Source organism: Xenorhabdus sp. SGI246, assembly GCF_040838225.1.
Lineage (GTDB): Bacteria > Pseudomonadota > Gammaproteobacteria > Enterobacterales > Enterobacteriaceae > Xenorhabdus > Xenorhabdus indica.
Genome location: NZ_JBFPEZ010000069.1, coordinates 1 through 25,362, shown reverse-complemented (window position 1 = coordinate 25,362; position 25,362 = coordinate 1). Strand labels below are relative to the sequence as shown.

At 42.4% G+C, this 25,362-nt stretch carries 20 protein-coding genes and 7 pseudogenes; 16 read left to right on the top strand and 11 right to left on the bottom strand.

What is annotated here, in order from left to right; all coding sequences use genetic code 11:
- Positions 1 to 13 precede the first annotated feature (13 nt).
- From ABLA85_RS15630 to ABLA85_RS15615, 4 genes are read left to right on the top strand one after another with little or no spacing between them, the layout of a single operon-like run.
- On the top strand, positions 14 to 1,075 hold the full coding sequence (locus ABLA85_RS15630) for a hypothetical protein (protein ID WP_367965305.1): 1,062 nt from the start codon (positions 14 to 16) through the stop codon (positions 1,073 to 1,075).
- Positions 1,076 to 1,095: 20 nt separating this feature from the next.
- Entirely contained in the window at positions 1,096 to 3,507 is a 2,412-nt protein-coding gene (locus tag ABLA85_RS15625; protein WP_367965304.1) for a hypothetical protein, read from the top strand.
- 10 nt (positions 3,508 to 3,517) lie between these two features.
- Positions 3,518 to 6,031, top strand: coding sequence for an aminotransferase class III-fold pyridoxal phosphate-dependent enzyme (locus ABLA85_RS15620; RefSeq protein WP_367965303.1), 2,514 nt, complete (start codon positions 3,518 to 3,520; stop codon positions 6,029 to 6,031).
- Between the two features lie 42 nt (positions 6,032 to 6,073).
- Positions 6,074 to 7,240 carry an acyl-CoA dehydrogenase family protein gene (locus tag ABLA85_RS15615; RefSeq protein ID WP_367965302.1) on the top strand — a complete coding sequence of 389 codons (1,167 nt, stop codon included), beginning with the start codon at positions 6,074 to 6,076 and terminating at the stop codon, positions 7,238 to 7,240.
- Positions 7,241 to 7,516: 276 nt separating this feature from the next.
- Here ABLA85_RS15615 and ABLA85_RS15610 read toward each other — a convergent pair whose 3' ends face one another.
- Both ABLA85_RS15610 and ABLA85_RS15605 read right to left on the bottom strand, forming a co-directional pair.
- Positions 7,517 to 7,993, bottom strand: a complete 477-nt coding sequence (locus ABLA85_RS15610; RefSeq protein WP_367965301.1) for a transposase — start codon at positions 7,991 to 7,993, stop codon at positions 7,517 to 7,519.
- A 10-nt stretch (positions 7,994 to 8,003) separates the two neighbouring features.
- On the bottom strand, positions 8,004 to 8,510 hold the full coding sequence (locus ABLA85_RS15605; protein WP_367965300.1) for an IS110 family transposase: 507 nt from the start codon (positions 8,508 to 8,510) through the stop codon (positions 8,004 to 8,006).
- On the opposite strand from ABLA85_RS15605, the pseudogene ABLA85_RS15600 reads away from it, so the two are divergent.
- From ABLA85_RS15600 to ABLA85_RS15590, 3 genes and pseudogenes are all read left to right on the top strand, one after another.
- Positions 8,491 to 8,919 (top strand): annotated as a pseudogene (locus ABLA85_RS15600) (transposase); the annotation flags it as partial. The gene ABLA85_RS15605 and the pseudogene ABLA85_RS15600 sit on opposite strands and share 20 nt — an antisense overlap.
- Positions 8,920 to 9,004: 85 nt before the next feature.
- Positions 9,005 to 10,033 (top strand): IS110 family transposase, encoded by a 1,029-nt coding sequence (locus ABLA85_RS15595; protein WP_367965336.1) that lies wholly within the window; start codon positions 9,005 to 9,007, stop codon positions 10,031 to 10,033.
- 241 nt (positions 10,034 to 10,274) lie between these two features.
- Positions 10,275 to 10,666 (top strand): annotated as a pseudogene (locus tag ABLA85_RS15590) (IS982 family transposase); the annotation flags it as partial.
- A gap of 73 nt (positions 10,667 to 10,739) precedes the next feature.
- Here the strand turns inward: ABLA85_RS15590 and ABLA85_RS15585 are convergent.
- Both ABLA85_RS15585 and ABLA85_RS15580 read right to left on the bottom strand, forming a co-directional pair.
- A complete protein-coding gene (locus tag ABLA85_RS15585) occupies positions 10,740 to 11,951 on the bottom strand; it encodes an MFS transporter (RefSeq protein ID WP_367965299.1) in 1,212 nt (403 codons plus the stop codon).
- A complete protein-coding gene (locus ABLA85_RS15580) occupies positions 11,941 to 12,972 on the bottom strand; it encodes a helix-turn-helix transcriptional regulator (RefSeq protein WP_367965298.1) in 1,032 nt (343 codons plus the stop codon). Before ABLA85_RS15580 ends, ABLA85_RS15585 begins: the two co-directional genes overlap by 11 nt.
- A gap of 252 nt (positions 12,973 to 13,224) precedes the next feature.
- Here ABLA85_RS15580 and ABLA85_RS15575 point away from each other — a divergent pair.
- A pseudogene (locus ABLA85_RS15575) lies at positions 13,225 to 13,390 on the top strand (ISAs1 family transposase); the annotation flags it as partial.
- A gap of 21 nt (positions 13,391 to 13,411) precedes the next feature.
- On the opposite strand, the gene ABLA85_RS15570 reads toward ABLA85_RS15575, so the two are convergent.
- A complete protein-coding gene (locus tag ABLA85_RS15570; RefSeq protein WP_367965297.1) occupies positions 13,412 to 13,879 on the bottom strand; it encodes a transposase in 468 nt (155 codons plus the stop codon).
- 122 nt (positions 13,880 to 14,001) lie between these two features.
- Positions 14,002 to 14,301: pseudogene (locus ABLA85_RS15565) on the bottom strand (IS630 transposase-related protein); the annotation flags it as partial.
- 61 nt (positions 14,302 to 14,362) lie between these two features.
- Between ABLA85_RS15565 and ABLA85_RS15560 the strand changes: the two are divergent.
- The 4 genes and pseudogenes from ABLA85_RS15560 to ABLA85_RS15545 all read left to right on the top strand — a co-directional run.
- Positions 14,363 to 14,841, top strand: a pseudogene (locus ABLA85_RS15560) (IS481 family transposase); the annotation flags it as partial.
- A gap of 79 nt (positions 14,842 to 14,920) precedes the next feature.
- Positions 14,921 to 15,575, top strand: a pseudogene (locus ABLA85_RS15555) (transposase).
- Between the two features lie 530 nt (positions 15,576 to 16,105).
- Positions 16,106 to 16,591, top strand: a complete 486-nt coding sequence (locus tag ABLA85_RS15550; protein WP_367965296.1) for a YbhB/YbcL family Raf kinase inhibitor-like protein — start codon at positions 16,106 to 16,108, stop codon at positions 16,589 to 16,591.
- 43 nt (positions 16,592 to 16,634) lie between these two features.
- The gene (locus ABLA85_RS15545; protein ID WP_367965295.1) at positions 16,635 to 17,414 is read left to right on the top strand and encodes an L-threonylcarbamoyladenylate synthase; all 780 of its coding nucleotides are present in this window, start codon (positions 16,635 to 16,637) and stop codon (positions 17,412 to 17,414) included.
- 105 nt (positions 17,415 to 17,519) lie between these two features.
- Here the strand turns inward: ABLA85_RS15545 and ABLA85_RS15540 are convergent.
- Both ABLA85_RS15540 and ABLA85_RS15535 read right to left on the bottom strand, forming a co-directional pair.
- Positions 17,520 to 18,137: pseudogene (locus ABLA85_RS15540) on the bottom strand (substrate binding domain-containing protein); the annotation flags it as partial.
- Positions 18,138 to 18,467: 330 nt separating this feature from the next.
- The gene (locus ABLA85_RS15535) at positions 18,468 to 19,208 is read right to left on the bottom strand and encodes a 4'-phosphopantetheinyl transferase (protein WP_367965294.1); all 741 of its coding nucleotides are present in this window, start codon (positions 19,206 to 19,208) and stop codon (positions 18,468 to 18,470) included.
- 203 nt (positions 19,209 to 19,411) lie between these two features.
- Between ABLA85_RS15535 and galE the strand changes: the two genes are divergently transcribed.
- A complete protein-coding gene (gene galE, locus ABLA85_RS15530; RefSeq protein WP_367965293.1) occupies positions 19,412 to 20,431 on the top strand; it encodes a UDP-glucose 4-epimerase GalE in 1,020 nt (339 codons plus the stop codon).
- Here galE and ABLA85_RS15525 read toward each other — a convergent pair.
- Genes ABLA85_RS15525 through ABLA85_RS15515 form a run of 3 tightly spaced genes read right to left on the bottom strand, consistent with a single transcriptional unit; the run spans position 20,416 to position 22,021 of the window.
- Positions 20,416 to 20,520 carry a type II toxin-antitoxin system HicB family antitoxin gene (locus tag ABLA85_RS15525; protein ID WP_222941796.1) on the bottom strand — a complete coding sequence of 35 codons (105 nt, stop codon included), beginning with the start codon at positions 20,518 to 20,520 and terminating at the stop codon, positions 20,416 to 20,418. The genes galE and ABLA85_RS15525 overlap by 16 nt on opposite strands.
- 60 nt (positions 20,521 to 20,580) lie before the next feature.
- Positions 20,581 to 21,036 carry a membrane-associated Zn-dependent protease 1 gene (locus tag ABLA85_RS15520; RefSeq protein ID WP_367965292.1) on the bottom strand — a complete coding sequence of 152 codons (456 nt, stop codon included), beginning with the start codon at positions 21,034 to 21,036 and terminating at the stop codon, positions 20,581 to 20,583.
- A gap of 34 nt (positions 21,037 to 21,070) precedes the next feature.
- Complete coding sequence (locus ABLA85_RS15515) at positions 21,071 to 22,021, bottom strand: lipase family protein (protein WP_367965291.1); 951 nt, start codon at positions 22,019 to 22,021, stop codon at positions 21,071 to 21,073.
- 287 nt (positions 22,022 to 22,308) lie between these two features.
- On the opposite strand from ABLA85_RS15515, the gene ABLA85_RS15510 reads away from it, so the two are divergent.
- The 3 genes from ABLA85_RS15510 to ABLA85_RS15500 all read left to right on the top strand — a co-directional run.
- Positions 22,309 to 23,679, top strand: coding sequence for a pyridoxal-phosphate dependent enzyme (locus ABLA85_RS15510; RefSeq protein ID WP_367965290.1), 1,371 nt, complete (start codon positions 22,309 to 22,311; stop codon positions 23,677 to 23,679).
- A gap of 20 nt (positions 23,680 to 23,699) precedes the next feature.
- The gene (locus ABLA85_RS15505) at positions 23,700 to 24,854 is read left to right on the top strand and encodes a PLP-dependent aspartate aminotransferase family protein (protein ID WP_367965289.1); all 1,155 of its coding nucleotides are present in this window, start codon (positions 23,700 to 23,702) and stop codon (positions 24,852 to 24,854) included.
- 254 nt (positions 24,855 to 25,108) lie between these two features.
- On the top strand, positions 25,109 to 25,362 hold a 254-nt coding region (locus ABLA85_RS15500; protein WP_367965288.1), incomplete at its 3' end, for a peptide deformylase.

Genomic DNA, 25,362 nt, shown 5'->3' with positions numbered 1-25,362 from the left:
ACAGAAAGTATTCATGATGAGCTTCGATTACCAGAAATTGATTCATAAATTGGCGGTATCTGTGGCTAAGATTGAGAAACAGATTGCGCCTTGTTTTCCTTTATATCGACTTACCGATAGTCCGTCATGGGTAACATCATCTCGTGGTTCTTGGGTTGCTGGATTCTGGGCGGGGAGTTGTTGGCTGGCGGGTTATTTCTCAAATCACGCTACCTTGATATCCCGTACCCAATTCCGTTGGGAGCAAATACAGGCAGGGAAACATGTTCAGTCTGTATTTCGGGCGATGAATGCTTGGTACGGATTTGGTCCAGCTTTGCGTTTAGTGAATGATGCTCAGGCTGGCGAACTTATCTTCCAATTTCAGGAAAAATTGTGTCAGACATTTGCCCCTTGGCAGGGATTTCCTGTTGGAACTGAAATGGGAGGAGGAAAACATGGGAACAATTGCCTATCAATAGATCCTTGTGCCGCATTGGTTGAGTTAGGTGTACATCATAATTGGCAGGAAATGCCGCAAGCACATGCCCGATTAACTGTCCGTCAATTAATTCACTCTTCAGGAAAATTTTATACCCACAGTCATTTTGATCCGTCAGAGAGTTCGGAAAAATGGCAATCAGTGGGAAAAGCAGGTAGTTGGCCACGTGGGCAGAGTTGGGGAATGTTAGGAATGGCCTGTGCTGCTTTATATAACCCAGAGACATTTCTTCACGTAGCGGAATTATCTTGTGGTGTATGGTGGCAAGACTATACCGATGATTCTTCCGATGTTCCTAAGACGGGACATTATGTTCTTGACCCTTCTGCAACACTTATCAGTGCTGTAGCTTTTTTTAAGCTGGATGAAGCTTGTGGTGGGCATTCTGTTTGGTGGGAAAGGGGCAAAACTTTACTGCATCAGGTACTCACTAATCCCAGTTTTATCGAAGAGGGCGAAACAATCAGGTTTGTTGGATGTTGTTATACCGCTTCTGAAAATAATCAACAAGTTGTAGAAATGCCTTATGGTTATTTTTTCTTATATCAAGCTTTGCTTGTGGTTTCAGGAGCAATCAAAGCTAGTACATTTTGATGAATAATTATGGAGAGCTTATGCATCATTCCATCGGAATTTGTGTGGTCACTCAGTCTCAAATTGTAAGTCAAGGTGTGAAGGAAGCAATTAACAAACTGGAACTATCAATTGCCACTGAATCTGGTCACTGTGGGGTCTGGGAACCCAATTCGGCAGTTTCGGTTGACTTCACTATGACGTACTTGCTTCAGAAAGCTAGGGAATACTTTCTGGCTTACCAGAAAAAGCATCAATTTTCTTTTCATGTTATGACGTACGAAACACTGGATGCAGTTTTGGCTGATATTGCATCGCACCCAAGCAAAACATTCGATCTGGTGATTGCTGATGATCTGTTTTTACAACATGGGGATTACGAGCAGGCCAATTATAAGTTTTTTCAATTGATTCAATCGAAATCTTGGAAATTTTCGCCTTATTCTTTCTTACTCTCTTTGTCAGAAATTACGCCTGATAATGCACAAGTGCAAATGATGGATTCTGTGACATTCAATATTAGGCGGTCTGATCCTCTTATTTGGGAAATACAGGTATTAAAAAACCTGATGGATCACTTGGATAATGTTTATATTAATCCATTGCTCGTTAGAGCAACGACTTCTAAGTTGATGATTTCATCAATGGCACAGTTTATTTATGATTATATGGAGTGTCACTTCCAGAATCGTTGGGACTTCCACTATTATACGGGGTCTATGATCTCTGGGTTTATCGATTCGATGCTTCACTTGTGTGATGATACATCTACCTTGTGTGAAAGTGGGCCGAATGAGCACAGTCTGGCTGTTTCCGCACTTTGTGGCTGGCAATTTTATCAGCATGGTTATGTGATTGCAGTGACCTCAGGTATGATTGATGAATTTCGAGGCACACTATGCAACCTAAAGCGTGCTCATGCGCCGGGTATCATCATTTGTGCCGATAGTCCTAGCAATAGCTGGTATCCATTCCAAGGTACGATGCACAGGGATTACGATGGTAAGAAATCGATTGAAGCCAAAGGAATTCCGTGCGTTTATATTGATGATAGAACAACCTTGTCTGAGCGGTTGAGTGAAGTAGGAGAGCTATTACAGTCTCAGCCAGGTCCCGTGTTTATTTTGGCAACACAATCAGCGTTGGAATGTACCCTAAAACCTGAACAGCTGCCCTATCCGAGTCAGTGGAATCTTTTGGCTCCACAGATTGAGGATAACGAAACATCTGTTATGGATGCTGTGATGTCCCTGATCAACCACGACAAGCGTCGTATACTATGGCAATGTTGTCATTTGATTGATCAGGAACGCGAACTGATTTATCAGATTGCTGAAAAAGCAGGGATAGCGTTAGTAGATGCGATGGTGTCGCCGGGGGCGGTCAGTGATTACCATCAGCAAAAGCCCGTTAGCAACTATATCGGAACTCTGTCGAACTACGGTTTCAGCCGCAAAGTCTTTCGTTATTTACATGAGGCGCAGCAACTTGCTGCGCCTGAAAGCCAGAGTATTTTTTTCCTCAAAAGTAAAGTCGATGAGGCATCCTCGCCACTTTCTCCCAGTAAACTTAAAAATAAATGTCATATTGTTCAGGTGAACTGTCGTTCAGAACACATGTCTCCTTACACTGATCTGGCTGTACATAGTTATTTACTTTCATTCTTAAAAACAGTTCTCACCCGACTTAATGTGGATAAAGAGGTACTTGCTTATCGCCGTCGAGAACTAGCCCGGGTCCAGAATTGCCCTGACACAACCCCGATAGATTGGCTGCCACAGATGCCGATGTCACCCAATTACTTTTATGCTCATTTAGGGAAACAGTTGCATAATTTGATCAGTGATCAGGGATTTGTCTATACAGGTGTTTATGATGTAGGGAGATGCGGGATCAGTGCGATTCGGAATTTACCGAAAACAGGGAAAGGATTTTCTGGTTGGTATGGTCGGGCACTGATGGGGGATGCGTTGATGTCATTGCCTTATCTGGCTCGCACATCATCCCAGAATATTCTGGCTTTTATTGGTGATGGTGCCAGAGATTTGACACCAAATATCGAACACCATATTGAGCAGGCATTGATGCAAAATCCACATCGACAGAAGATTAATATTTCTGTGTTTTATCTGTGTAATGGTATGTTGTCGATGATTCGATCATATATCGATAAACGAAGTGCAACCAATGAGGTAAAACAGTCCTCTCTTGTTGCATCGTCGCGTTATCTATCTCTGGCCGCTGCCTCTAATGCCCTGGTTGCCCCTGAACCGCATGCAACAACACAAGTCATTCGTGAACGCTGGACAACCTTTGATGCAGCCTATTGCAAAACGGTGTTAACAACCCCTCAAGCCATTTATTTTATCGACGTCATGCTCTCACATAACTCCGATGGGGATGGGCTAAGTCTGCTCTCTGAAGCAGCATGGCAATGTGTCAATATAGTATAAGGAATGTAACGTGAAATTTGGTTTTATTGCACACCCTACATCAATACCCCTCAAGCGACATGCAAAGCTGATGGATATGTTTACCCGGACTTGCCGTGATCAGGCTCAAGGGTTTCAGCCGAATATTTGGCAGCGTGAAAACTTGGTTCCTTTTACACGATTTGAAAAAGTGATTAGTGCAACGGGTGCCACTTGTAGTGGGACCATCCATTACATGCCATTAACTGCTGAAGAAATGCTAACACAGCCCAAAGTGATTAGTGAGCGTGTAGTGACAGGAGTTAATCAGCTTTGGGAGGAAGGGGCAGAGTTGGTGGGGTTAGGTGGATTCACGGGTATTGTAGGTCAACGTGGTTTACAAACAGCTGAACAGGCTGTACTTCCGGTAACGACAGGGAATTCTCTGACGGCTTATGTGGCTTACCGGAATATACTCGACACATTGGCAAATTTAAATATAAGAGGAGATGAGGCCGAAATAGCTATTGTTGGCTATCCAGGTTCCATTGCCCTAGTGCTTGCCCGCTTATTACTACCTTTAGGGGTTCGCTTATATCTGGTGCATCGTCACCGTGAAGCGGTTACCGAAAAATTGTTGTCTTATCTGCCCGAAACCTATCACGCTCAAATACGGCTGACTAATGATATTAGCACATGTTACCCAACTGTTTTGTTTTATGTAGCTGCAACCTCTACTGGTGGAGTGATTGACCCTGCTAGATTAAAACCTGGTTCAGTGGTGATTGATGTGGCACTTCCCCAGGATGTTTTGCCTCAGGATGAACCAAGGCGAGATATACTCTTGCTTGATGGGGGATTGATTTCTGCCAATGAACAGGTCTCTTTTGGCGGGGCCCAACCTGAGTTAGAGCCAAAAATGTTTATGAATGGATGTCTGGCTGAAACTTTGATTCTTGCGCTTGAAGAACGAGCAGAACTTTACTCTATAGGTAGAGAGTTAGATTGCGATAAGGTTCTTGATATTGGAGAAATTGCCTTAAAGCATGGTTTTAGCACAGCCCCGCTTGCCAGCTTGGGGAGGCATATAAAAGAGCAGGATTGGATAGCAATCCGACGTTATCATCGTCCTCAACCTCCTGCAGAAGTGGTTTCTCACCCTGGTACCTCGAATTTCAGAGAGACAGTAGAGCGTTTCCGCCAGTACATCAACCCTGAAATGATCGATTTTTATGAACATAATCATCTGGAAAGAGTATTTGTTAAAGGAGAAGGACTCAAACTGACCGATACTCAAGGGATTGAATATTATGATTTTATTTCTGGCTATGGATGTGTAAACGTTGGTCATAACCATCCAGCAATTGTGGCAGCGGTGACGAATTATTTAGCACATCAACAACCTACTTTTATTCAGTATGCATCGATTCCATACCAGGCGTCATTATTGGCAGAAAAACTGGCCAATATAGCACCGGGTGCTTTATCACGAGTATTTCTCAGTAATTCCGGGACAGAAGCTGTTGAAGCTGCAATAAAACTAGCATTGGCCGCATCGGATAAAAGTACATTGTTATATTGTGAAAATGGGTATCATGGAAAAACCATGGGGGCTCTCTCCGTGACTGGAAGGGAGAAGCACCGTAAGTATTTTGAACCTTTGTTGAGTCAGTGTCATGTCATTCCGTTTGGGGATGTAGTTGCATTGGAACAGCAATTGAAATCGGGCAATATTGCTGCGTTTATTCTGGAACCTATCCAAGGTGAAGGTGGTGTTATTCTTCCACCTCAAGGCTATCTACACGCTGTGCGTCGTCTTTGTGATCAGTATGACTGTTTGCTTATTTTGGATGAAATCCAGACGGGGCTGGGACGTACTGGAAAAATGTTTTACTGTGAGTGGGAGCAGGTTTGCCCTGATATTCTGACTCTGTCGAAATCGTTGTCTGGCGGTGTGATACCTATTGGTGCCACAATTTCTACTCCTAAAGTGTGGGATGCGGCTTATGGCAGTGTAGATCGGTTTATATTACATACATCAACATTTGGCGGTGGGAATCTGGCTGCGGCTGTTGCTTTGGGTGCACTTAAGTTGATTGAAGAAGAAAAATTGGCCGAAAATGCCATGGATGTGGGCTCCTATTTGAAAAAATTATTACTGGAAGCTGTAGGCAACTACCCGTTTGTGAAATCGGTTCGGGGAAAAGGCCTCATGCTAGCCGTTGAGTTCGAGCAGCCCTTTACCGGAAGTGTTGCTGCCACCGTTAATGAGTTGGCTCACCGTTTCAGTTGGGATTCTGCTGGAACTTACCATCTGTTATCAGATAAAGCTAAATATCATATTGATGTGGCCATTCATGAGATAGAGCAAGGCATGGAAGATATGTTTGTTTTGCGCATTGTCACTAAGTTAGCACAAGAACATCAGATTCTGACATTTATGACTGCAAACAGTAATCGTGTGATGCGGATTCAGCCACCACTGACCCTGACTCACGATGATGCTAAGTATTTTGCTGAAGCATTTCGTCAGGTTTGTGAAGATATGTCGACATTTTATTATTAAATGATTTGAACTTAGCTGGATGTTAGTCAGAAGGAATGGGGGATGACTCATTTAACACTAGACCAGCGGGCACTGGTCGAAAAAGCACGTCGCTTTGCTTGGGAACATCTTGTGCCACTGGAGAATATGGTGACTCAACAGGGAGGAATTGAGCCGGAGCAAGCCAAAACTCTGATGAGACTGGGGCAAGGATCTAGGTTGTTTGCGACTAATATTGATTTTAAATATGGTGGTGTCGGACTGAGTACATTTGAAAATGTACTCGTCCAAGAACAACTGGGGATTACAAAAGATATTTTAACCAGACGGGCTACGGGAAATATCTATGAATGTCTTATGTTGGGTACAGCTGCTCAACAGGAACGATACTTATTTCCGGCACTGAAAGGAGATCGTTGGTGCTCTCTAGCTGTTTCTGAGCTTGAAGCTGGCTCTGATGCTGCTTCCATTAAGACCTGTGCAACCAAGATCGATCAGGGGTGGGTGCTTAATGGCCGGAAAGTGTATATCAGTGATGCTGAGTACTCCGACTATTTTATTGTTGCAGCGAAAACCGCCCCTGAATTGGAGGCGAAAGGAATTTCACTATTTCTGGTAGACAAAAATATGCCCGGCTTCTCTCTCGGACAGAGTTTTAATATGATGGGATTTGTTGGTACTAGCCATAATGAACTGATATTTAACCAAATTCATCTGGGAGAAGACTCCTTACTGGGGGAGGTGAATCAAGGGTTTAAGATATTATGTCAAACTCTGGGCAGAGCACGTCTTGCGAAAGTTGCAGCACGTGGTTTGGGTAAATGTGTGCGTTTACTTGATCTGATGACGAAATATGCCAAACAACGTCACCAATTTGGAAAACCTATTATTGAAACGGGAAATATTCAATACATACTTGCAGATTGTGCTATTGAGATTCGGGTAGCGCGGGCATTGTTGTGGGAAACGGCTAGACGAATGGATAAGGGAGAATTATGTCGTGAAGAAATTTCGATGCTGAAAGTGTTTGTTACCGAACTGCTGGGGCGAGTTGCTGATCATGCCGTACAGATTTTTGGTGCTTCGGGCTGCCATGACGGTCATCTAATAGAAAGCTTTTATCGCGATGCACGGTTATTCAGAATTATCGATGGAACATCTGAAATCCATCGTAATATTATCGCCAACTCTTTAATCAAACAGGGTACACCTATTATTGTTGATGTGTAGTGTTCTCCGAGGGCTCTATTCTAACACGTTTCAGAGACCTCATGATGATTAACCCGATATATGGACACCGACTTAATTCAAGTGAGTGGGTGAATTTTTCTGACAACGTAGTCGCAAACATATATTCGGCTTCAGTGAGCCCTGATGAAAATCCGCACTCTCTGTCCCCATTAATTCAACAGTCTCGATAGACTGATCGGGTTACCAGGTTCACAGAGAGTCGGTACTACCTGTCAATGACATCAACTTACGGACTTTTGCTACATAAAGGGTGACTTATCGCGCTTCATAATTCGATTGTTGGTTGACCAGTGCCCACGTTACTGCTGCCTTATTGAGTCCGCTACGGGTTATCACGCCTTTTAACCAACGCTGCAATCCATTACATTGTTCATCGGGGAGTTTTTGCACCCGATAAGCCACTGAGCGGGCACCGTGGATCAGTATTCCACGCAAATAGCTATCTCCGCGTTTCGTGATCCCCAATAACCTGACTTTGCCTCCGCTGCTCTGTTCCCTGGGTACCAGCCCCAGATAGCGGGCAAAATGGCGGCCATTTTTGAAGTCATTGCTGTCGCCCAAGGCGACCATCAGAGCCGATGCGCCCATCGGACCGATACCCGGCAGTGTCAGTAACCGTCCGATATCTTCCTGTTGCGCATTCAGGTGGTTGAGGCGTTTATTCCGCTCCATCAGGCGCTGCTGTTGTTCTTTGAGTTCAAACAACGGTTCCTGAAACAGTTCACGGCTCATTGGCGTCAGGTCATTTTCCGCGCTCCAGATGCTCAGGCAAACACTGTGCAACTTTATGAGCGCTTTCTGGGATAGCAATGCTATATTCCAAGCCTAATCCCCAATTTTGATTAATCAGCGCCGTTCTGTTTTTCATTAGCCGCTGGCGAACCCGATGCAAACACTGAATATCCTGTTGTGCCTGTGTTTTTTCCGGCACATAACGCTTTCCCGGACGACTGTCTGCCTCCACAATAGCCATGGCATCATTTTTATCATTCTTGCTGCCCATTCTGAAGGGAGCGACATATTGGGGACTGATTTGCTTCACTTCGTGACCAAAGCGTTTAAATTGGCGACACCAGTAATTTGCACTACCACAGGCTTCCATGACAATTTTTGAAGGGGGTTGTTGCGCAATGAAAGCCGTCAGTTTATCGCGTGAAACCCCCGTATTTTTAATCATTTTTCCAAGCGGGGAGGCAATATGTAATTGAAACACTCGCTTTGCCAGGTCAATGCCGATAACTTGTTCCATGGGACACCTCTTCGACTTTTGTCGTTTTTTCGTTCCCCAATGGGACCAATTTTGCCTCAATAAGGGGTATCGTCTACGTCGCCGACAAGGTCACATGTATCCCAGTGAAATCATGACCATCCTGATCCTCTTCCACATGTCTCATTACATTGATTTTAAAAACTTTTATCTGGAACATATTTGGCGATATCATCATAACGATTTTCTCACTCTACTCAGTTATACCCGTTTTATCAGTGTCGCCCCTTCCGTTTTAGTCCCCCTGTGCCGTTATCTGACACAATGAAAAGGGAAACCCACGGGAATTGCATTTATTGATTCGACGAGTTTGTGTGTGTGCCATAACATTCGCATCCCTCGGCATAAGGTCTTTGCGGGGATAGCAAAGCGCGGAAAAAATTCAATGGGCTGATGTGATGGACGTCCCCTTTTTCAGCGGTAAAGAGTGTCATTTTTTTCCGATACACTGAATTTTAGGAGAACATCTCATGAATATGATCAAAGTGGTGGGGATTGACCTCGCTAAAAACGTTTTTCAAGTTTGTGTCTGGATGGAAGACGGGTCTGTTGCTTCGAATCGAAAAATTCCCCGACAAAAATTTCTTGATACCATACGGACTTTTCCACCTGAAACGCTCATCGCTATGGAAGCCTGTGCGACTTCTCATTATTGGGGCCGGACGTTGCAGTCTATGGGCTGTCATGTCCGGATTATTCCCACCCAGCATGTAAAAGCTTTCAGCCATCATCAAAAAAACGATACGAATGATGCGCTGGCTATCTGTGAAACGGCCTGTCGACCCGGTCTCCATTTTGTTCCCATCAAAACCGTAGAACAGCAAGATATCAAAGCATTGCGCAGTGCCCGGCAGCTCATGGTGGAACAGCGTACCGCCCTGGCTAATCAAATCAGGGCCTTTCTCGCTGAACAGGGAATAATTGTGCCGGTGGGTATTCAGAAACTCCAACAGCACCTGCCTGATATTCTAGAGGAAGGCGATAACACCCTGTCTTGTGTGTTGCGCCGTTTATTGCATACGCTGTGGGAAGATCGGCGGGATTTAAACGTCAGCATTCATGAAATGGATAACGAAATTACGGCACTGTCCCGTCAGCAACCAGGGTATGGGCACTTGCTGACTATTCCCGGTGTCGGTCCCCTTATTGCGGCGGCTTTCGTGAGTGACGTCAACGCATCCCAATTTGCTAATGGCCGGCAACTATCAGCCTGGTGTGGTTTGGTCCCCCGGCAACACAGTTCAGACGGGAAAAGCCGCCTCTCTTCCCTGAGCAAACAGGGCAACCGTCATCTTCGAACGTTAATCATTCATGGTGCCCGCGCGATGATGCAGGGCGTGCAAAAACGGGATGACCCTTTAGGCGAGTGGCTAAGAACGTTGATTACCCGATGTGGCGTCATGAAAGCTGTGGTTGCTTTAGCTAACAAGCTGACCCGAATTATCTGGCGTATTCTGACAGATGAGGTTGATTTTAATATGAAAAAAGCTTTTGCTATCCATTAATTGAATTAAGTAAATCGAAACAGATGCTTTAACCGAGTTTGCAAACACTGATGAAAAAACGGCTATCGGCCCTGCAATAACCTGAGTAAAACCTAGGTAGTCATATACCGATGATGGATGATAAGGAAACAGGGTGCGGATGACATCATGGCGCGGGCAAATAAGTCCTTTATGACGCCGGATATATGGTAGCAAACCGTATCGACTCAATGCTTGCACAACCGGGGGCGTCCATATAAGGTTTTACGGTTTCAAATTACACTTGGTTGTCAATCATCAGGGGGAAATTTTGGCGCTGAAAATGACTGCCGGTAATGTGGATGCTCGGGAACCTGTTCGCGAATTAACCACAGAATTAACGGGGTCCCTTTACGGAGATAAAGGTTATCTCAGTCAAGAGTTCGAAGACGATCTAGGCGAAACGGGTGTTACGTTCATCACCCAAAAGCGGCGAAACATGAAAGCACGCCTGCAAGCTGAGTGGGATAAAATAATGTTATCAAGGCGTTTTATCATTGAGACGATTAATGGACAATTAAAATTAATTTCTCAGATAGAGCATTCGCGCCACCGAAGTTTAAAAGGGTTTATGTTGACGATTTTAGGCGGTTTGATTGCTATTGCCTTAAATGAAAGAAGCCATCACTGAAAGTTTTCTATTCGGAAGACGATTTTCCAATGATGGCTTAAACAGAATTCGGGTTGATTAGGTTATTGTAAAACCAGCCCGCTGATAAACCACAATACTTAGTGCTACAAGGAAGAATATCATCGAGAACCAGACAGGTAAGGTCGGCGTATATTGATAAAGTACAGCTCCCATAACAGGTCCGGCAGCCCATCCGAGTCCCTTGCCGATCAAATTAATTGAGGCTGCATAAGCCTGATGTTTTTCACCGACAGTCTGACTCAGCAACGTAAGGTTGGTAGGAATAATCAAACTCATGGCGCCTCCCAGACAAATCATCGCAATCAGCATACAAATATAGGTGCAGCTTACCGCAAGATATATTAGACTTAACAAACCGAAGATAAATCCAATGATCATGAGTCGGCCTGTGTGCTTAGTGGTGAAATTAGTGAATATAATTTGTCCTGCTGCCATACTGATCATGGATGAAGTCAATAGTTCCCCACTTCCTTTTAAAGCCTCTTGAGTAGAAAATCCAAGTTGATCCTGTAATCTGAGACCCGTGGTTTGCTGGAGCATGCCATAAACCAATAAGACGCAGAATGTTATCAAAGCAAAGGGCAAAATCGGGTTGAGTGGCTGCGGACATGAAGAAAAAGGGAGAGTTGTATTTTGCGGTACATGGGATAATGGATTTGTTTTCAGAAAACGGTGTCCCAAGCTGATGATGAACATAATTATACCCAAAATAAACAACACTGATGAAAATTGTGTTATGCCGGAACTCATTGCAAGGTAGCCACCGATAATGCTGCCAAAGCCGAATGTTGCGCCAATAACCCCCATTCCCGAAAGACGCTCGTGGTATGAAGTTTGGTCTGCAACATACGCTTGCGCACTGGGCATAAGTCCTGCGACACCAACAGACTGAATGAGTCTTAACAGAAAGAATAAGCAAAAAAGTGTTGGAATAGTGATCTCAATAGATGTTTGAAATTTGATCAATCCAGCAGTTAATATCAGAAATAACGCAGTACTAACAATTCCGATGATTACAGGTGCTTTTTGCCCATGTTTATCTGTATAGCGGCCCCAAAAGGGAGCAAAAATCATCATACTAAGAGCAGAAACAGAAAGTAATATTCCTGTTAACAACTCACTGATTCCCATAGTGCGCCCTATAATTGGGAAACCAATCATAAATAGACTGTGTGCTATAGCGTTTCCAAAAAGCATTATCATCAGAGGAAATAATGAAAAATAATGGGTCGGTAATTTAATCGACATGATACATTTCCTTACTGAGATAATTGGTTCGATAGAGGATAGGAGTACAACCTTCATGTTGACGAAATGTTTGTATGAAGTGACTGGTGCTGCTGAAACCACATAAATGTGCTATAAAAGTAATACTATGTTGTTTATCTTGAAGATAAACCTTTGCAAGCTGTAGTCTATATTCTCTTAGCCAGCTAAAAACCGTTTTTCCGTAGTTTTTTTTGAAGTTTTGATTGAGTCGAGTATGACTCATTCCCACTTGTTTTGCCAAATCACATAAGGTTGGAGGATCAGTCAGTTCAGTAATCAGGATCTCTCGTGCTTTTTCTACCGCATTGCTTTGATAGCAACATGAGCCTAAATGATTTTTTGAGGTGATGGAAATAGATTGTCCTAATGGAAGTAACCAGTGTGAAATGAGTTCTAATGTCTTTCCCTCTGCTTTGATCCGATCAAAGGGGGTTCTGAGCGGATTCTCGATCAGGGGGGCAATCCACTTGTCATTATCCTGTTGTACTGCCACATGGGATACATACAAATTAAATATTGATAGAAGTTGTTCATCATTAGCTGAAAAGGAGCGTTTTAAACGTTCTGTAGGAAATTTGAGAACAGCCATTTCATGTCGGAGATTCGAAGTGCTAAAGCGGTATAATACCTGATGGTGATGAAGATTAAATAACCAGATATCTCCTGCACTAATCGTATGGTTTAGTTGTGTTTCTGAGAAACCTAGATGACTTTTTCCTTTCAGTCCAAAGATTATAAGTGTGGTATCATAAGGGTAGCTGCTCTTAGAAAACAGAGGTTCTTTTCCATAATAATAACTTTTGGTAAAGTAAATTTCTTTACCAATATTAAAGCAACGAAAGTTACTTTGTCCCTGTTGTTTTGGGAGGTAAATATTATACCAACCCATATTCTGGCACTCTGAATCAGAATGCAATTTTTGTGTCACAAGATTGGACTTACAATCAATAGGTTGTTTTTCAATGATTTTTTTAGTTGATTTTTTTGAAATCACATTCATAGTTTTAGCTCGCCATAAATGATAATAATTATTATTAATCTTTTATTCTTATCTAATATTGGACATTCAATTGTCTAGTTTTTTAAAAATGTTATGTGATCCTTGTCTGTATATTTATAATCTTATGAATGAAAATAGTTAAAAATAGTTATGAGTTGTCTAACTTATTATGTTGATTGGAGGTAATATAACGTAGGGCAAGAGTGCGAATATTTTCTAATCAGAAATAAATTCATTGATTTGGGCGAATAGCTGTGTTCTTACTCTCTTTCTCTTGAGAACCTTACCGAACATTTTTTAAATATCGAATTCACGTCAGACAGCTAAAGTTGATGGCCCTCTATTTGACATTCTGTTTGCCACACTTCGTGCGGTGATTACCGGTGCTGAGGGCTGGAGTGATATTCAGGAATCTGTTTTACCAACTGGATGGTTCGGTTCACCAACTGACTAAATAAACCTTAAAAAACGGCTGAAAGAGTTTGAGGAGGAGAAATATGACGTCCCCTACATGCGCCATAAATAACTCATCAACTGAACACCTTTTTCCTCTTCTTATTGCTTTTGCTTCGGCCCATTTGGGTTCGATGGGATTCAAATCTGGACTGTAAGGCGGAAGCCACTCCAGTTGGCATCCGCTGTCTGCTATCGCTTGTATCGTGTCATGTCGTTTATGGAAAGGGGCATTATCCATGACGATGACTGCGCTGTTTGGGAGTTTTGGCCGCAAATCTTGGGTGACCCAGGCATGAAAAACATCGGCATTGATGTTTCCGCTAAACAACCTTAAGGTGAGAAAGGTATTTTTTATGATCGCGCCAATGACATTAAGATGGCCTTTCGCGTGCCAATCGTGTGTTCCGAAACACCGTAACCCTTCCTTTGAATACCCGTACAGGCGGGGCATTGACTGGGCAAAACCACTTTCATCGAGATAAACAATCGGTTTGCCCGCCTACTCGTAGCCATTGATACGCTCAATAAATGCCTGACGAACCAAAAGATCAGCTTTGGGACGGTGAAGTGTTTTTTTTTGAAGGTTATCTTAAGTCGTTTCAACGCGTAATGAATAGCGGACTGTGAGACACCTAAGCGTTTTGCTCTTTCCCATTGATAGTCATCAGGGAAATGTTGAACATCCGCGATAAGTATCTCATCACTGATCTTCGTGGGCGGTTTATCACGGGTCGTACAAGGCTCTATTTTATGACACCAGCGAAATAAGGTCCGCATAGAAATATCAAAATGGGCACTCGTTTGTTCGAAAGTCAACGAATGCTTGTCTTTGTATGCCAGTACTTTCTGTCGAAAATCCAAACTGTAACCCATCTTAACTTTATCCTTTGTCATTTGAATCCAGATATTATGCCACATTAATATGATTTTTCTATATCTGGGGGCCCTAGATACTTTTTATGTAGGGAATCTCAAAGGCGTCGGGCGGATTTATCAGCAAACGTATTAAGAGGTAGCTCACTGTAAGCTTTATACGACCAAAACCCCGATTACCACGGCAGATTTACTTAACGATAAGGTATTACCGTTAATTATGAAGAACATCATTTGTCTGTTTTGCGTATATTAACTGACCGAGGAACGGAATACTGTGGTAAAGTGGATAAGCATGACTGTAAGCTCTACCTTGTGATAAGTGATATAGACCACACTAAAAGGAAAGCGATGTCACCCCAAGCCAATGGTATTTGTGAACGTTTTCATAAAATGATCTTTCAGGAGTTCTATCAGATAGCCTTCCGCAAGAAGCTCTACAGGAGCTATCAGGGCAAAATCTGTTGTGGTCGAACGCCAATGGAAACTTTACTGGATGGAAAACGGATTTGGGCTGAAAAGAATTTAACCCAAATCTAATCTGATGAGATGGACGTCCCACATAGCGTCAATTGTACCAAAATGAAATAAACATATTCATCTTACGGCAGCGTCCATCATGTCTAATAAAATTCTCGGCATTAATTTGGTTAAATCTGTTTTTCAGCTCTGTTTGCTTGATGGTAATAGCATTTCTTTAACAAAAAGATTACTCTAAGTCGGCTACTGGATGCTGTCAGACAAATGGAACCTGGGACTTTGGTTGCTATGGAGGCCTGTAGTACCACCCACTATTGGGGACGAATAGTTGAACATCTTGGTTTTTAGGTTTGCCTTATTCCTCCTCAGCATGTGAAAACCTTCGTTAAAAACCATAAAAATGATGCCAATGATGTACTGGTAATCTGTGAAGCTGCAAATCGATCTGGTATGCATTTTGTTCCGGTAAAAAACTGTCTCAACAAGACCTTTGCGTTCTCCATAATGTCCGGCAATCATTAGTTCAAAAACGCGTTGCTGTCTCTAATCAAATCAATTAGGCAAAATCACTAAAAATAGTAATCGGTATCTGTGCAGTATTTTAATCCATAGAGCCAGAGCCGCCATACAGCGCGGAGCGTTACAACATGATACGCTCGGTGATTGGCTGCTCTTTGGTTAGCCGACGTGGATTTAATAAAGCCTGCGTCGCTTACGCCAATAAATGCGCCAGAATATGTTGGTCAGTTATGGTAAGTAAAGAGGTATTCCAAATGAGCAAAGCTTTTGCCTGAAGACACCTGTTTCATTTTCAATAAAGTTGACTGCAGTTGATGAGCTAAACGGTTATCCGGCCTTGCAATAACCTGAAACTGTCTAGGATATCTAATCCGTTGATCTGATGAGGAGGCAAGGTTCGGACTTCATCATGGCGCAGCAAATTTGAATGATTGCCAGACGCCGAATATATGACCGTAAACCAAAATTAGCCACACACTGAATCACTGAAAAAGTTGAATATTACTGAACGTCAATATATGACAGATACCATAAAAACGGGTAACTATCAGATGGAGTTTGAGCTAATACATGCCGGATAATTTTAAGTAACCCCATCATAACTCAAAATCAGTGTTGCAAAAATGAGATGACCATAGATTCTTTCTCTACTCTATCCTTACCGCAATCATATAAATAAAAAATTCCCCCAAAACTCACTTATTGTTCCCAAATTGAAACAATCAGGTAAAACCACCGCTTAATCTTGCAGCATAGAAAAACTGCGTTAGGATGTTTTAAAAGGCATTTCTATGAGGAGAGAAGCATGATAATCACTTCAACTGAATTTAAGAATAATGACTTCTTGCGTAAAGAGCATGAATTTAACGAATTTGGTGCCAATGGTGGTAATCGTTCACCTGAGCTTGCCTGGACAAATGTTCCAGCCGGAACAAAAAGTTTTGCTATTACGGTCTATGATCCTGATGCGCCAACAGGCAGCGGTTTCTGGCATTGGGTTGTTTTTGATATTTCGCTGGAAATACAAACTTTGCCCGCAGATTCGGGACGGAGTGATGGCGATAAGCAGCCAGCCGGTGTGATCCAAAGCAAAAATGATTATGGTGTGTTTGGCTTTGGCGGTCCTTGTCCTCCTGAGGGAGATAAAGCGCATCGCTATATTTTCACGGTGCACGCCTTGTCGGTAGAGAAACTGGGTATTGATTCAGAAACAACAAACGCGGTCGCGCGTTTTATGATCCAGGCCAATACTCTGGCAACAGCCACTATTACCGGTTACTACCAGCGTTAACGGATTAATCGTTCTTCAGTTTTAAGTTAAAGGGTATCAATATATGAGCGGTAAAAAAATTCAATGGAACCAAGGGATACAGCAGGAAGCGGTAGAGATCCTTTCTAATGATGGTGGAATGATCGTTTGTCCAACTAAAGTGGGCTACATCATTATGACTTCCGATGCGAAAGGGCTGGAACGTAAGTTCGAAGCCAAGCAGCGTAATCGCAATAAACCGGGAGTGGTATTATGTGGATCTCTGGAACAACTTAAAGAGCTGGCTCAGCTTAACCCGGAAATTGAAGAACTTTATCAAAAACATTGGGATGCAGATGTATTATTGGGTTGTATTTTGCCATGGAAAGAAGAGGCTGTAGGACGCATTCCCGATGATGGTTCCAAAGAATTGATGATGGATAATCGTGGTACAAGCTGCTTCGTGATTAAATTCGGTAAACCCGGCGAAATTCTGGCGAAAGAATTGTGGGAAGAATACGGTAAATTCTCTTTTGCCAGTTCAGCTAATCCATCAGGTAAAGGTAATCGGGGATTGGTTGAATGTATCGGTGAACGTATTGAAGAGCGCGCAGATTTGATTATTGCCGCTAATGATTATGTTAAATCTATCCAGCCAAATGAAACTGAACAAACCCGTTATGAACAGGGTGTGATGATTTCAATGGTGGATGAAAACGGCAAATTAGTTCCGGTACAAAATGGTCAGCGTGATATTACACCGTGTCCGGTATTGATCCGTAAGGGTTTGGATGTCAACAAAATTATGGTAATGATGTCTGATATTTTCACGACTTGGGATTACCGTCACGGTAACTATTATTGATAGATAACTGTTACTGATCATTGTTGGACTGACAGGGTGATATTCGTTACGGGTACAGCATCATGGATACTGTGCTGCACTCGTAAAAATTTTCTTGGCTTATTTTTATCTGTCATTTTCCAGATCTTGTCTCAGCTTATGCTGTAAAGCGTTGGCAAAAAACCGTACACGTGAAGAGAGTGTTTCTTCTGATTTAAACAATATCCAGGATTGATAGATATCCATATTCCATTCGGGAAGAAGTCGTATTAACTTTCCGGCTGTGACGGATTCATGGGTGATGTAATCCGGCAGATAGGCAATACCGGCACCAGCCAGCGCAGAACTCATCAATGCTACACTGTTATTGATGCGGAATCGGCTGCGTACTTCAATATCAAATTTATGCCTTTCTTTTCTAAACGGCAGAGAAATAGTATGTGCGGGGCCACGGAAGAGCAGGTAATCATAGCGGGGAAGATCTTCCGGTTTCTTGATGGCCGGAAACTGGTTGATATAGTCTGGAGCGGCGTAAAGCCCCCAAGTGATATCAATCAGAGGCATAACAAGGGGATGATTTGGTGTTTCACGCCCTATTACAACAGCTATATCGCAGTGATCATCTTGCATGTTAATCATTCTGTCTGTCAGTTCCAGATCAACACTGACATGGATATTCCCGGCGACAAAATTGTTCAGGACAGGGACAATACATTGGCTACCAAAGGATACCGGGAGAATTATTACCTGTTGCGGCACAAGAGCGTCTGTGTGACAAATTAGTTACGGGAGACAGTGTTGAGATTGATATTGAAAACCAGACGGTGACTTTGTTGAAAAGTGGTGGACAATATCCGACTGACCCTGTGGGAGAACTGGCCAATATTGTTGCTGCTGGTGGATTGTTCTCTTATGCGCGGGCAACCGGAAGAATTAAGTAATACTGGCGCCAAATCATATTGACGTAACATGCCAGTAGATTATGAACTGGCATGTATTTTTGTCATCTCATCTTGTAAATTGCAGTCTTGTAAGCTGCTCCGTCAAATCTTCCGAGTTTTTCATCCCCTATTTTTATCCCACAATATAGGTCAATATCTGTTGTTGTGGCATCAGAACGAAATTTCCATGGAACTGGCAACCAGCTTGATACTTATCAGATAATGTTTGTCGTAATTTAATGGTTATAGTGCGATGGATACCGTCAATTTCCATAATCTCTGCTGCATGGAAATCGAAAAATCGCTTTACATGGGGATAGAGCGCTTTAAAAAGACTCTCTTTAATGGAAAAAACGAGAGTAAAAGCCTGAATAAAAGAAAGTGAGCATTTTGAAAGTAATTCAGCCTCAGCTTCATTGATGATACTGGCTGAAACACTGTCAATGGTGTCCTGTTTAATTTCCTTTTCGATATCAATGCCTATTAGTTGATATTTATCGCTGGAAGCAGCAAAAACGATAGCGCAATTGGTTGAATGAGAGATGGAACCGTAAATTTTTTCAGGCCAGATAGGGGAACGATCTTTTGCTGTTTCCACCTGAAACTCAGGATGTCCCATGGCCTTCAATAGCTGTCGGGTGCAGTAACGAGCGGCCAGATATTCTGCCCGCCGTTTGGTAACAGCGTTGTGCAACCGTGTGGGATAAGTAATGCCATATTTATCAAATAAATTATCCTGATAGAAGTTGGGAGCGAAATAAGTCAGCATAACTTGAATTTCAGGGTGATCAGATAATTGGCCTCGTTGTATGTCCGTGAAAAAAGGTTCATTGATGGTGGTCATTTGTACAGGGATAAAAGTTATTTCTTTCATTATTTTTCGCGGGAATTGTTTGTTGGAAATATTGGTAAATTGTCTTCGGCTGATTTTGCCATACTTGGTTTTTAGTTCACTAATTTGTTAACTCTTTTTATACTGTACCTTTTTATCGTATATCTCGATAAGAAACTGAAAAGTGATATTATCCTATTGATTATATGGGTATTTTACTCAGTCCAATTGAAAAAGAGGTAAATGTGGAAATATTAGTGACAGGTGGAATGGGGTACATTGGCAGCCATACCTGTGTCCAGATGATTGAAGCGGGAATGACGCCGATTATTGTCGATAATCTGTGTAATTCTAATAGTGAAGTTTTGAATCGTATTGAAGCACTGACGGGTATCAAGCCGCTGTTTTACGAAGGTGATATTCGTGATGAAGCATTCCTGGATTCTGTTTTCTCCCGTCACTCAATTGACTCAGTTATCCACTTTGCTGGCTTGAAGGCAGTTGGAGAATCAGTCGCAAAACCGCTTGAATATTATGATAATAATGTTAATGGAACACTGGTATTGGTGCGTAGCATGCACAAAGCAGGTGTGAAAAGTATCATCTTCAGTTCATCGGCAACTGTGTATGGCGATCCTGCGATTGTGCCTATCACAGAGCAATCTGCGGTGGGTAATACCACAAATCCTTATGGTACAAGTAAATATATGGTGGAACGTTGTCTGTCTGATTTCCATCATGCGGAAAATGACTGGTCTGTGGTATTACTACGCTATTTTAACCCAGTCGGGGCACACCCTTCTGGTACGATGGGCGAAGATCCGCAAGGCACTCCTAACAATTTAATGCCGTATATCGCCCAAGTGGCGGTAGGGCGTCGGGAAAAGTTATCTGTTTATGGTAATGACTATCCTACACCGGATGGAACAGGCGTCCGTGATTATATCCATGTCATTGACTTAGCTGATGGACATATAGCGGCACTGAATGCAGTTGGCAGGAAATCAGGTTTGCATATCTATAACTTGGGAACTGGCAAAGGAACGAGTGTACTGGAAATGGTAGAAGCATTCGGTCAGGCATGTGGAAAGTCTGTTCCTTATGAAATTTGCCCACGTCGTCCGGGAGATATTGCTGAATGTTGGTCAAGCCCGGAGAAAGCTGAACGTGAACTGGGCTGGAAAGCAAGCCGTACCATTGTAGAAATGACCCATGATGCGTGGTGTTGGCAGTCACAGAATCCCAATGGTTATAAAGCCGGATAACACATCGAATTAGCATCAAGTACAGAAGGCATAACCACGCTGTAAGCGTGGTTCGCAACACCAATTTCAATCGCAATAGGATATAACATGTTATATTCCTCCCATAATTTTAAAGATTTGATTAGTGCGGAATGTCTTCTGCATTTTCTTCATTTATGAGTAACGTTGGTTTCTCGTGCCAACTGGCATGCCTTACGTTCATTGGGTTCACGATCTTTGATGATTTTGGCTGTTTCATCCACAGTGGGAAGAGAAAAACCCATGTCATCATAAGCCACAAAACCCATTAAATGATAACTACTGAGCGGGATATCTACAGGAATGCGAAATTCCTTTTTTTGCTCAGGGGCCAGGGAATCAAATGAGTACATGATCAAGGATTGTGGTTCACATTGAATATTAAGAGGCAAAATCGCCAGGTAACCACCTGCTACAGGTTGATCTCCTTTATTTTGCAGTGTTCCTCCCACAAAGAATTTTCCATTGGCTCCCAATCCCATGTGGAATAACAAATGAGCTTCCCCTTGTGTCCGTAAGATCGGGCTGAACAGACAACTTGCCAGTAATATCAGTATTGTTCTGTATGTGTAACCACGCCATCTCATTTTTCTTCTCCTGTTTATTAAATTTTCATATCAATCAGTTGCCTATTGTTGTTTCATTAGATGATTGTGTTAATGAAATGCAAGATGATACTATTTTATGCTTTTCTGAATCTGGGGTTTTAGAGGCTAAGATCAGGCGTTTGAATTGATTTGGATCCAATATTGCAATGTAACTGACTAAATAATGATTGCACCCCAAACTGTCGGCTATGTTCAGGCCATCTGGTGGTTTGAGTAAGGTCACTTTTGACAGGGATTCATATTCCAGTATGAGTGGAATACGCAGGGGAAGATGGGGAACCAGATCTTTTTCGTAGTTGAAGACTTCATAATTGGAGAAATGGTTGTCGATATAGGTAACAAATTCATGATTTCCCGGTTTTGGGCTGGCGAATAAACAGGCTTTATGTTTATCACCAAGTAACGGAATATCTCTCATAAGATAAGCAGCAATGGTAGCGCCAAGGCTATGACCAAGTATGGTATATGGCGTGTTGATTCCTATGAATTGTGCGATTGCGTTGCAGAATCTGAGATATTGGAGATCACCTTTATACTCAGGATCAACAATGTTAAGTTTCAATGAGTTATAAATACTATAGAAACCCATACTGACTTTTTGTTCCGGAGTATCTGCCCATGGTGAGGTGAAAACAGGGACAAGATCATGTAGAGCTTCAAATAGGTTTGAAATATCTGTCCCTCGAATAACAATAACATACTCTTTTGGCGTTTTTTTATTCTCTGCGATATATCCATAACAGACACTAACAGGCAGCATAATTAAAAATTGCTTATTAGTTTTTGGATCTACAGAGAAAGACAGATCATTACCACTAATATAACCGACAAGTTTCCAGCCATCTTCTTCTATACGCGGATCAGGAGGAGGAGTTGGATTATTGTAATATTGTATGTTCATATCTGCTGCGTACAGTATTAACGATGCCAATTGGGCTTCTCTGGATAATGTTATGTTATACATAATCTATTTCCTCTTTATCATTGCTGACTGTGTGTATCATGCATATCTCTGACATACTGCAATTCGAATATCTTGCAGCATAAAAAATATAAAAGGGATAATTTAAGCGTATATCATTCTGACAGAATTTCTGGGAATTTAATTGCGTTATGTTTTTAGCCAGTAATTAATTACATTTTGTTATATATAGTTTTGATTTGTTCTTTTAAATCTGCCGCTATGCAGCGTTATCCTTCATTAATCTGTAAGTATTATTTTTAAATATTACTGAATATTAAGGGGCTAATATGTCAGCACCACGTTCGGTTCTGGAACTGATTGGAAATACACCATTACTGGAACTGACCCATCTGGACACTGGCCCATGTCAGTTATTTATTAAGTTAGAAAACCAAAATCCAGGTGGTTCTATTAAAGACAGAGTTGCACTCTCAATGATTGAGCAGGCGGAAAAGCAGGGTTTGCTAAAGCCTGGCGGCACTATCATTGAAGCTACCGCGGGTAATACGGGTATTGGGTTGGCGTTGGTTGCTGCTATGAAAGGTTATAAGCTGATCCTGGTTGTGCCGGATAAGATGAGCAGGGAGAAAATATATCACCTGAGAGCATTAGGAACGGATGTTCGTTTAACACGTTCCGATGTGTGTAAAGGACACCCGGAATACTATCAGGATTATGCTTTACGTTTGTCAAAGGAAATCAGCGGAGCCTATTATATCGATCAGTTCAATAACTTTTCGAATTCGTTGGCTCATACGACAACGACTGGCCCTGAAATATGGCAGCAAATGGAACATGACGTGGATGCGGTGGTTGTGGGAGTCGGCTCTGGTGGAACACTGGGCGGTTTAAGCCAATACTTCAAAGAAGTTTCTCCTAATACTGAATTTGTTCTTGCTGATCCCAAAGGTTCTATTCTGGCTGATTACGTTGAATACGGTCACTACGATGAAGCAGGAAGTTGGTTTGTTGAAGGTATTGGGGAAGATTTTATCCCTCCGCTTGGGGATTTCTCCCAAATTCGTCATGCTTACCGGATCATGGATGCAGAAGCATTTTCTTGCGCAAGAGCGCTGCTGTTACAGGAAGGTATTCTGGCTGGCTCTTCTTCAGGGACATTATTGGCGGCTGCTTTACGCTATTGTCGTGCGCAAAAAACACCCAAACGGGTGGTGACTTTAGCTTGTGACAGTGGCAATAAATATTTGTCCAAAATGTTCAATGACTATTGGTTATTGGAGCAGGGATTGCGTTCACAACAGAAAGAGAACGATTTAAGCGATTATGTAACGTATCGTTACCGCGATGGTGCGACAGTTTTTGTTTCTCCACAGGATACCTTACAAATTGCTCATGGGCGAATGCGGTTGTATGACATTTCGCAACTCCCTGTGCTCGATAATGAGCAAGTTGTCGGCATCATAGATGAGTGGGATTTAATGCATGCTATTCAGGCTAATTCCCGTAATTTCTCTTTGTCTGTCAGTCAGGCAATGACCAGCCAGGTTAATACTCTTCATAAAAAAGCGCCATTAGAGCAACTGGTTGCGACTTTTGATGCAGGCCATGTAGCGCTGATTGTTGATGATAGTAATCACTTCATCGGCCTTGTTACTCGAACGGATGTGCTGAACGCATGGCGTCAACAACTCAATTAATCTCTTTCAGGAATAATTTAATGACTAAATTTGATACTAAAAGCGTTCATGCTGGTTATATCCCTGACCATACTGGTGCTGTAATGCCTGCAATTTATGCTACATCCACTTATGCACAACCAGCACCGGGTCAGCATACAGGGTATGAGTATTCCCGCAGTGGTAATCCTACACGTGATGCTTTGGAGCGTGCAATTGCTGAGCTGGAAAATGGTAGCCGGGGTTATGCTTTTGGCTCTGGTCTGGCGGCCAGTTCGACTATTCTGGAATTGCTGGATAAAGACAGTCATATTGTTGCCGTGGATGATCTGTATGGCGGAACCTATCGTCTGCTGGAAAAAGTACGTCGCCGAACGGCTGGTTTGCGCGTCACTTATGTTGAAGCGGGAGATATTGAGGCATTGGAAGCGGCCATTCAACCAGATACCCAAATGATTTGGGTTGAAACACCCACAAATCCACTACTCAAACTGGCTGATTTAGCGGCGATTGCCCGGATAGCTCAACACCATAAGATTATCAGTGTTGCGGACAATACATTCGCTTCGCCTTATATTCAACGTCCGCTTGATTTAGGGTTTGATATTGTTGTTCACTCTGCGACTAAGTACCTGAACGGCCATTCGGATGTTGTTGCAGGGCTTGCAGTGGTAGGTAATAATCCTGAACTGGCAGAGCAGGTTGCTTTTTTGCAAAATTCGATTGGCGGAATTCTTGATCCTTTCAGTAGTTTTCTTGTTCTGCGTGGAATACGGACATTGGCACTGCGTATGGAGCGACATATTAGCAATGCAGAGAAGATTGCTCATTGGTTAGAGCAACAACCACAAGTAGAAAAAGTTTTTTATCCCGGTCTTACCGCTCATCCTCAGTATGAATTAGCTAAACGGCAGATGAAAGGGTTTGGTGGCATGATTTCTATTGTGCTGAAAGGTGATGATGGCTATACGAATAGGGTGATTAAGGCTCTGAAATTATTTATATTGGCAGAAAGTTTGGGAGGCGTAGAAAGTTTGATTGGTCAGCCATTTACGATGACCCATGCTTCAATTCCGCTGGAAAAACGTCTAGCAGCAGGTATCACACCACAATTAATCCGTATCTCAGTGGGTATTGAAAATGTAGATGATTTGATTGCTGATTTATCACAAGCATTGGAAACAGCAAATCTATAGAAAAATATAATGTTACAATATAAGTAAATAAAAAGTCGTATGCCGGCCGGGTTTCTCAGTTGGCATTTTTTATCACGATAATTTACCGATTTTGATTAAAATTGCCTGTATCTTCTATCTTTAAATCCATTGGGTATGGCGTGCTTGCCTTTTAGTGGTAAAGTATTTTTCTATCCATTTGGATGGGAAAAGATACTACTTTTTCTGAATCAGACGTGGTGTCTTAGCCGCTTCGTGAACAAAGGAGAATGGTTATGGCTGTTTTAGATATACTCACAATTCCTGATGAAAGATTGAAGCAGAAATGCGTTGATGTCACTGATGTAGAGGATGTTCAAACTCTGATTGATGACATGCTGGAAACAATGTATGACACGGATAATGGTATTGGGTTGGCAGCTCCTCAAGTGGGAAGAAAAGAGGCTGTGTTAGTCATTGATATTTCGCCGGAACGCAATCAACCTCTGGTTTTAATCAACCCTAAAATCGGGTCATGTATTGAATGGTT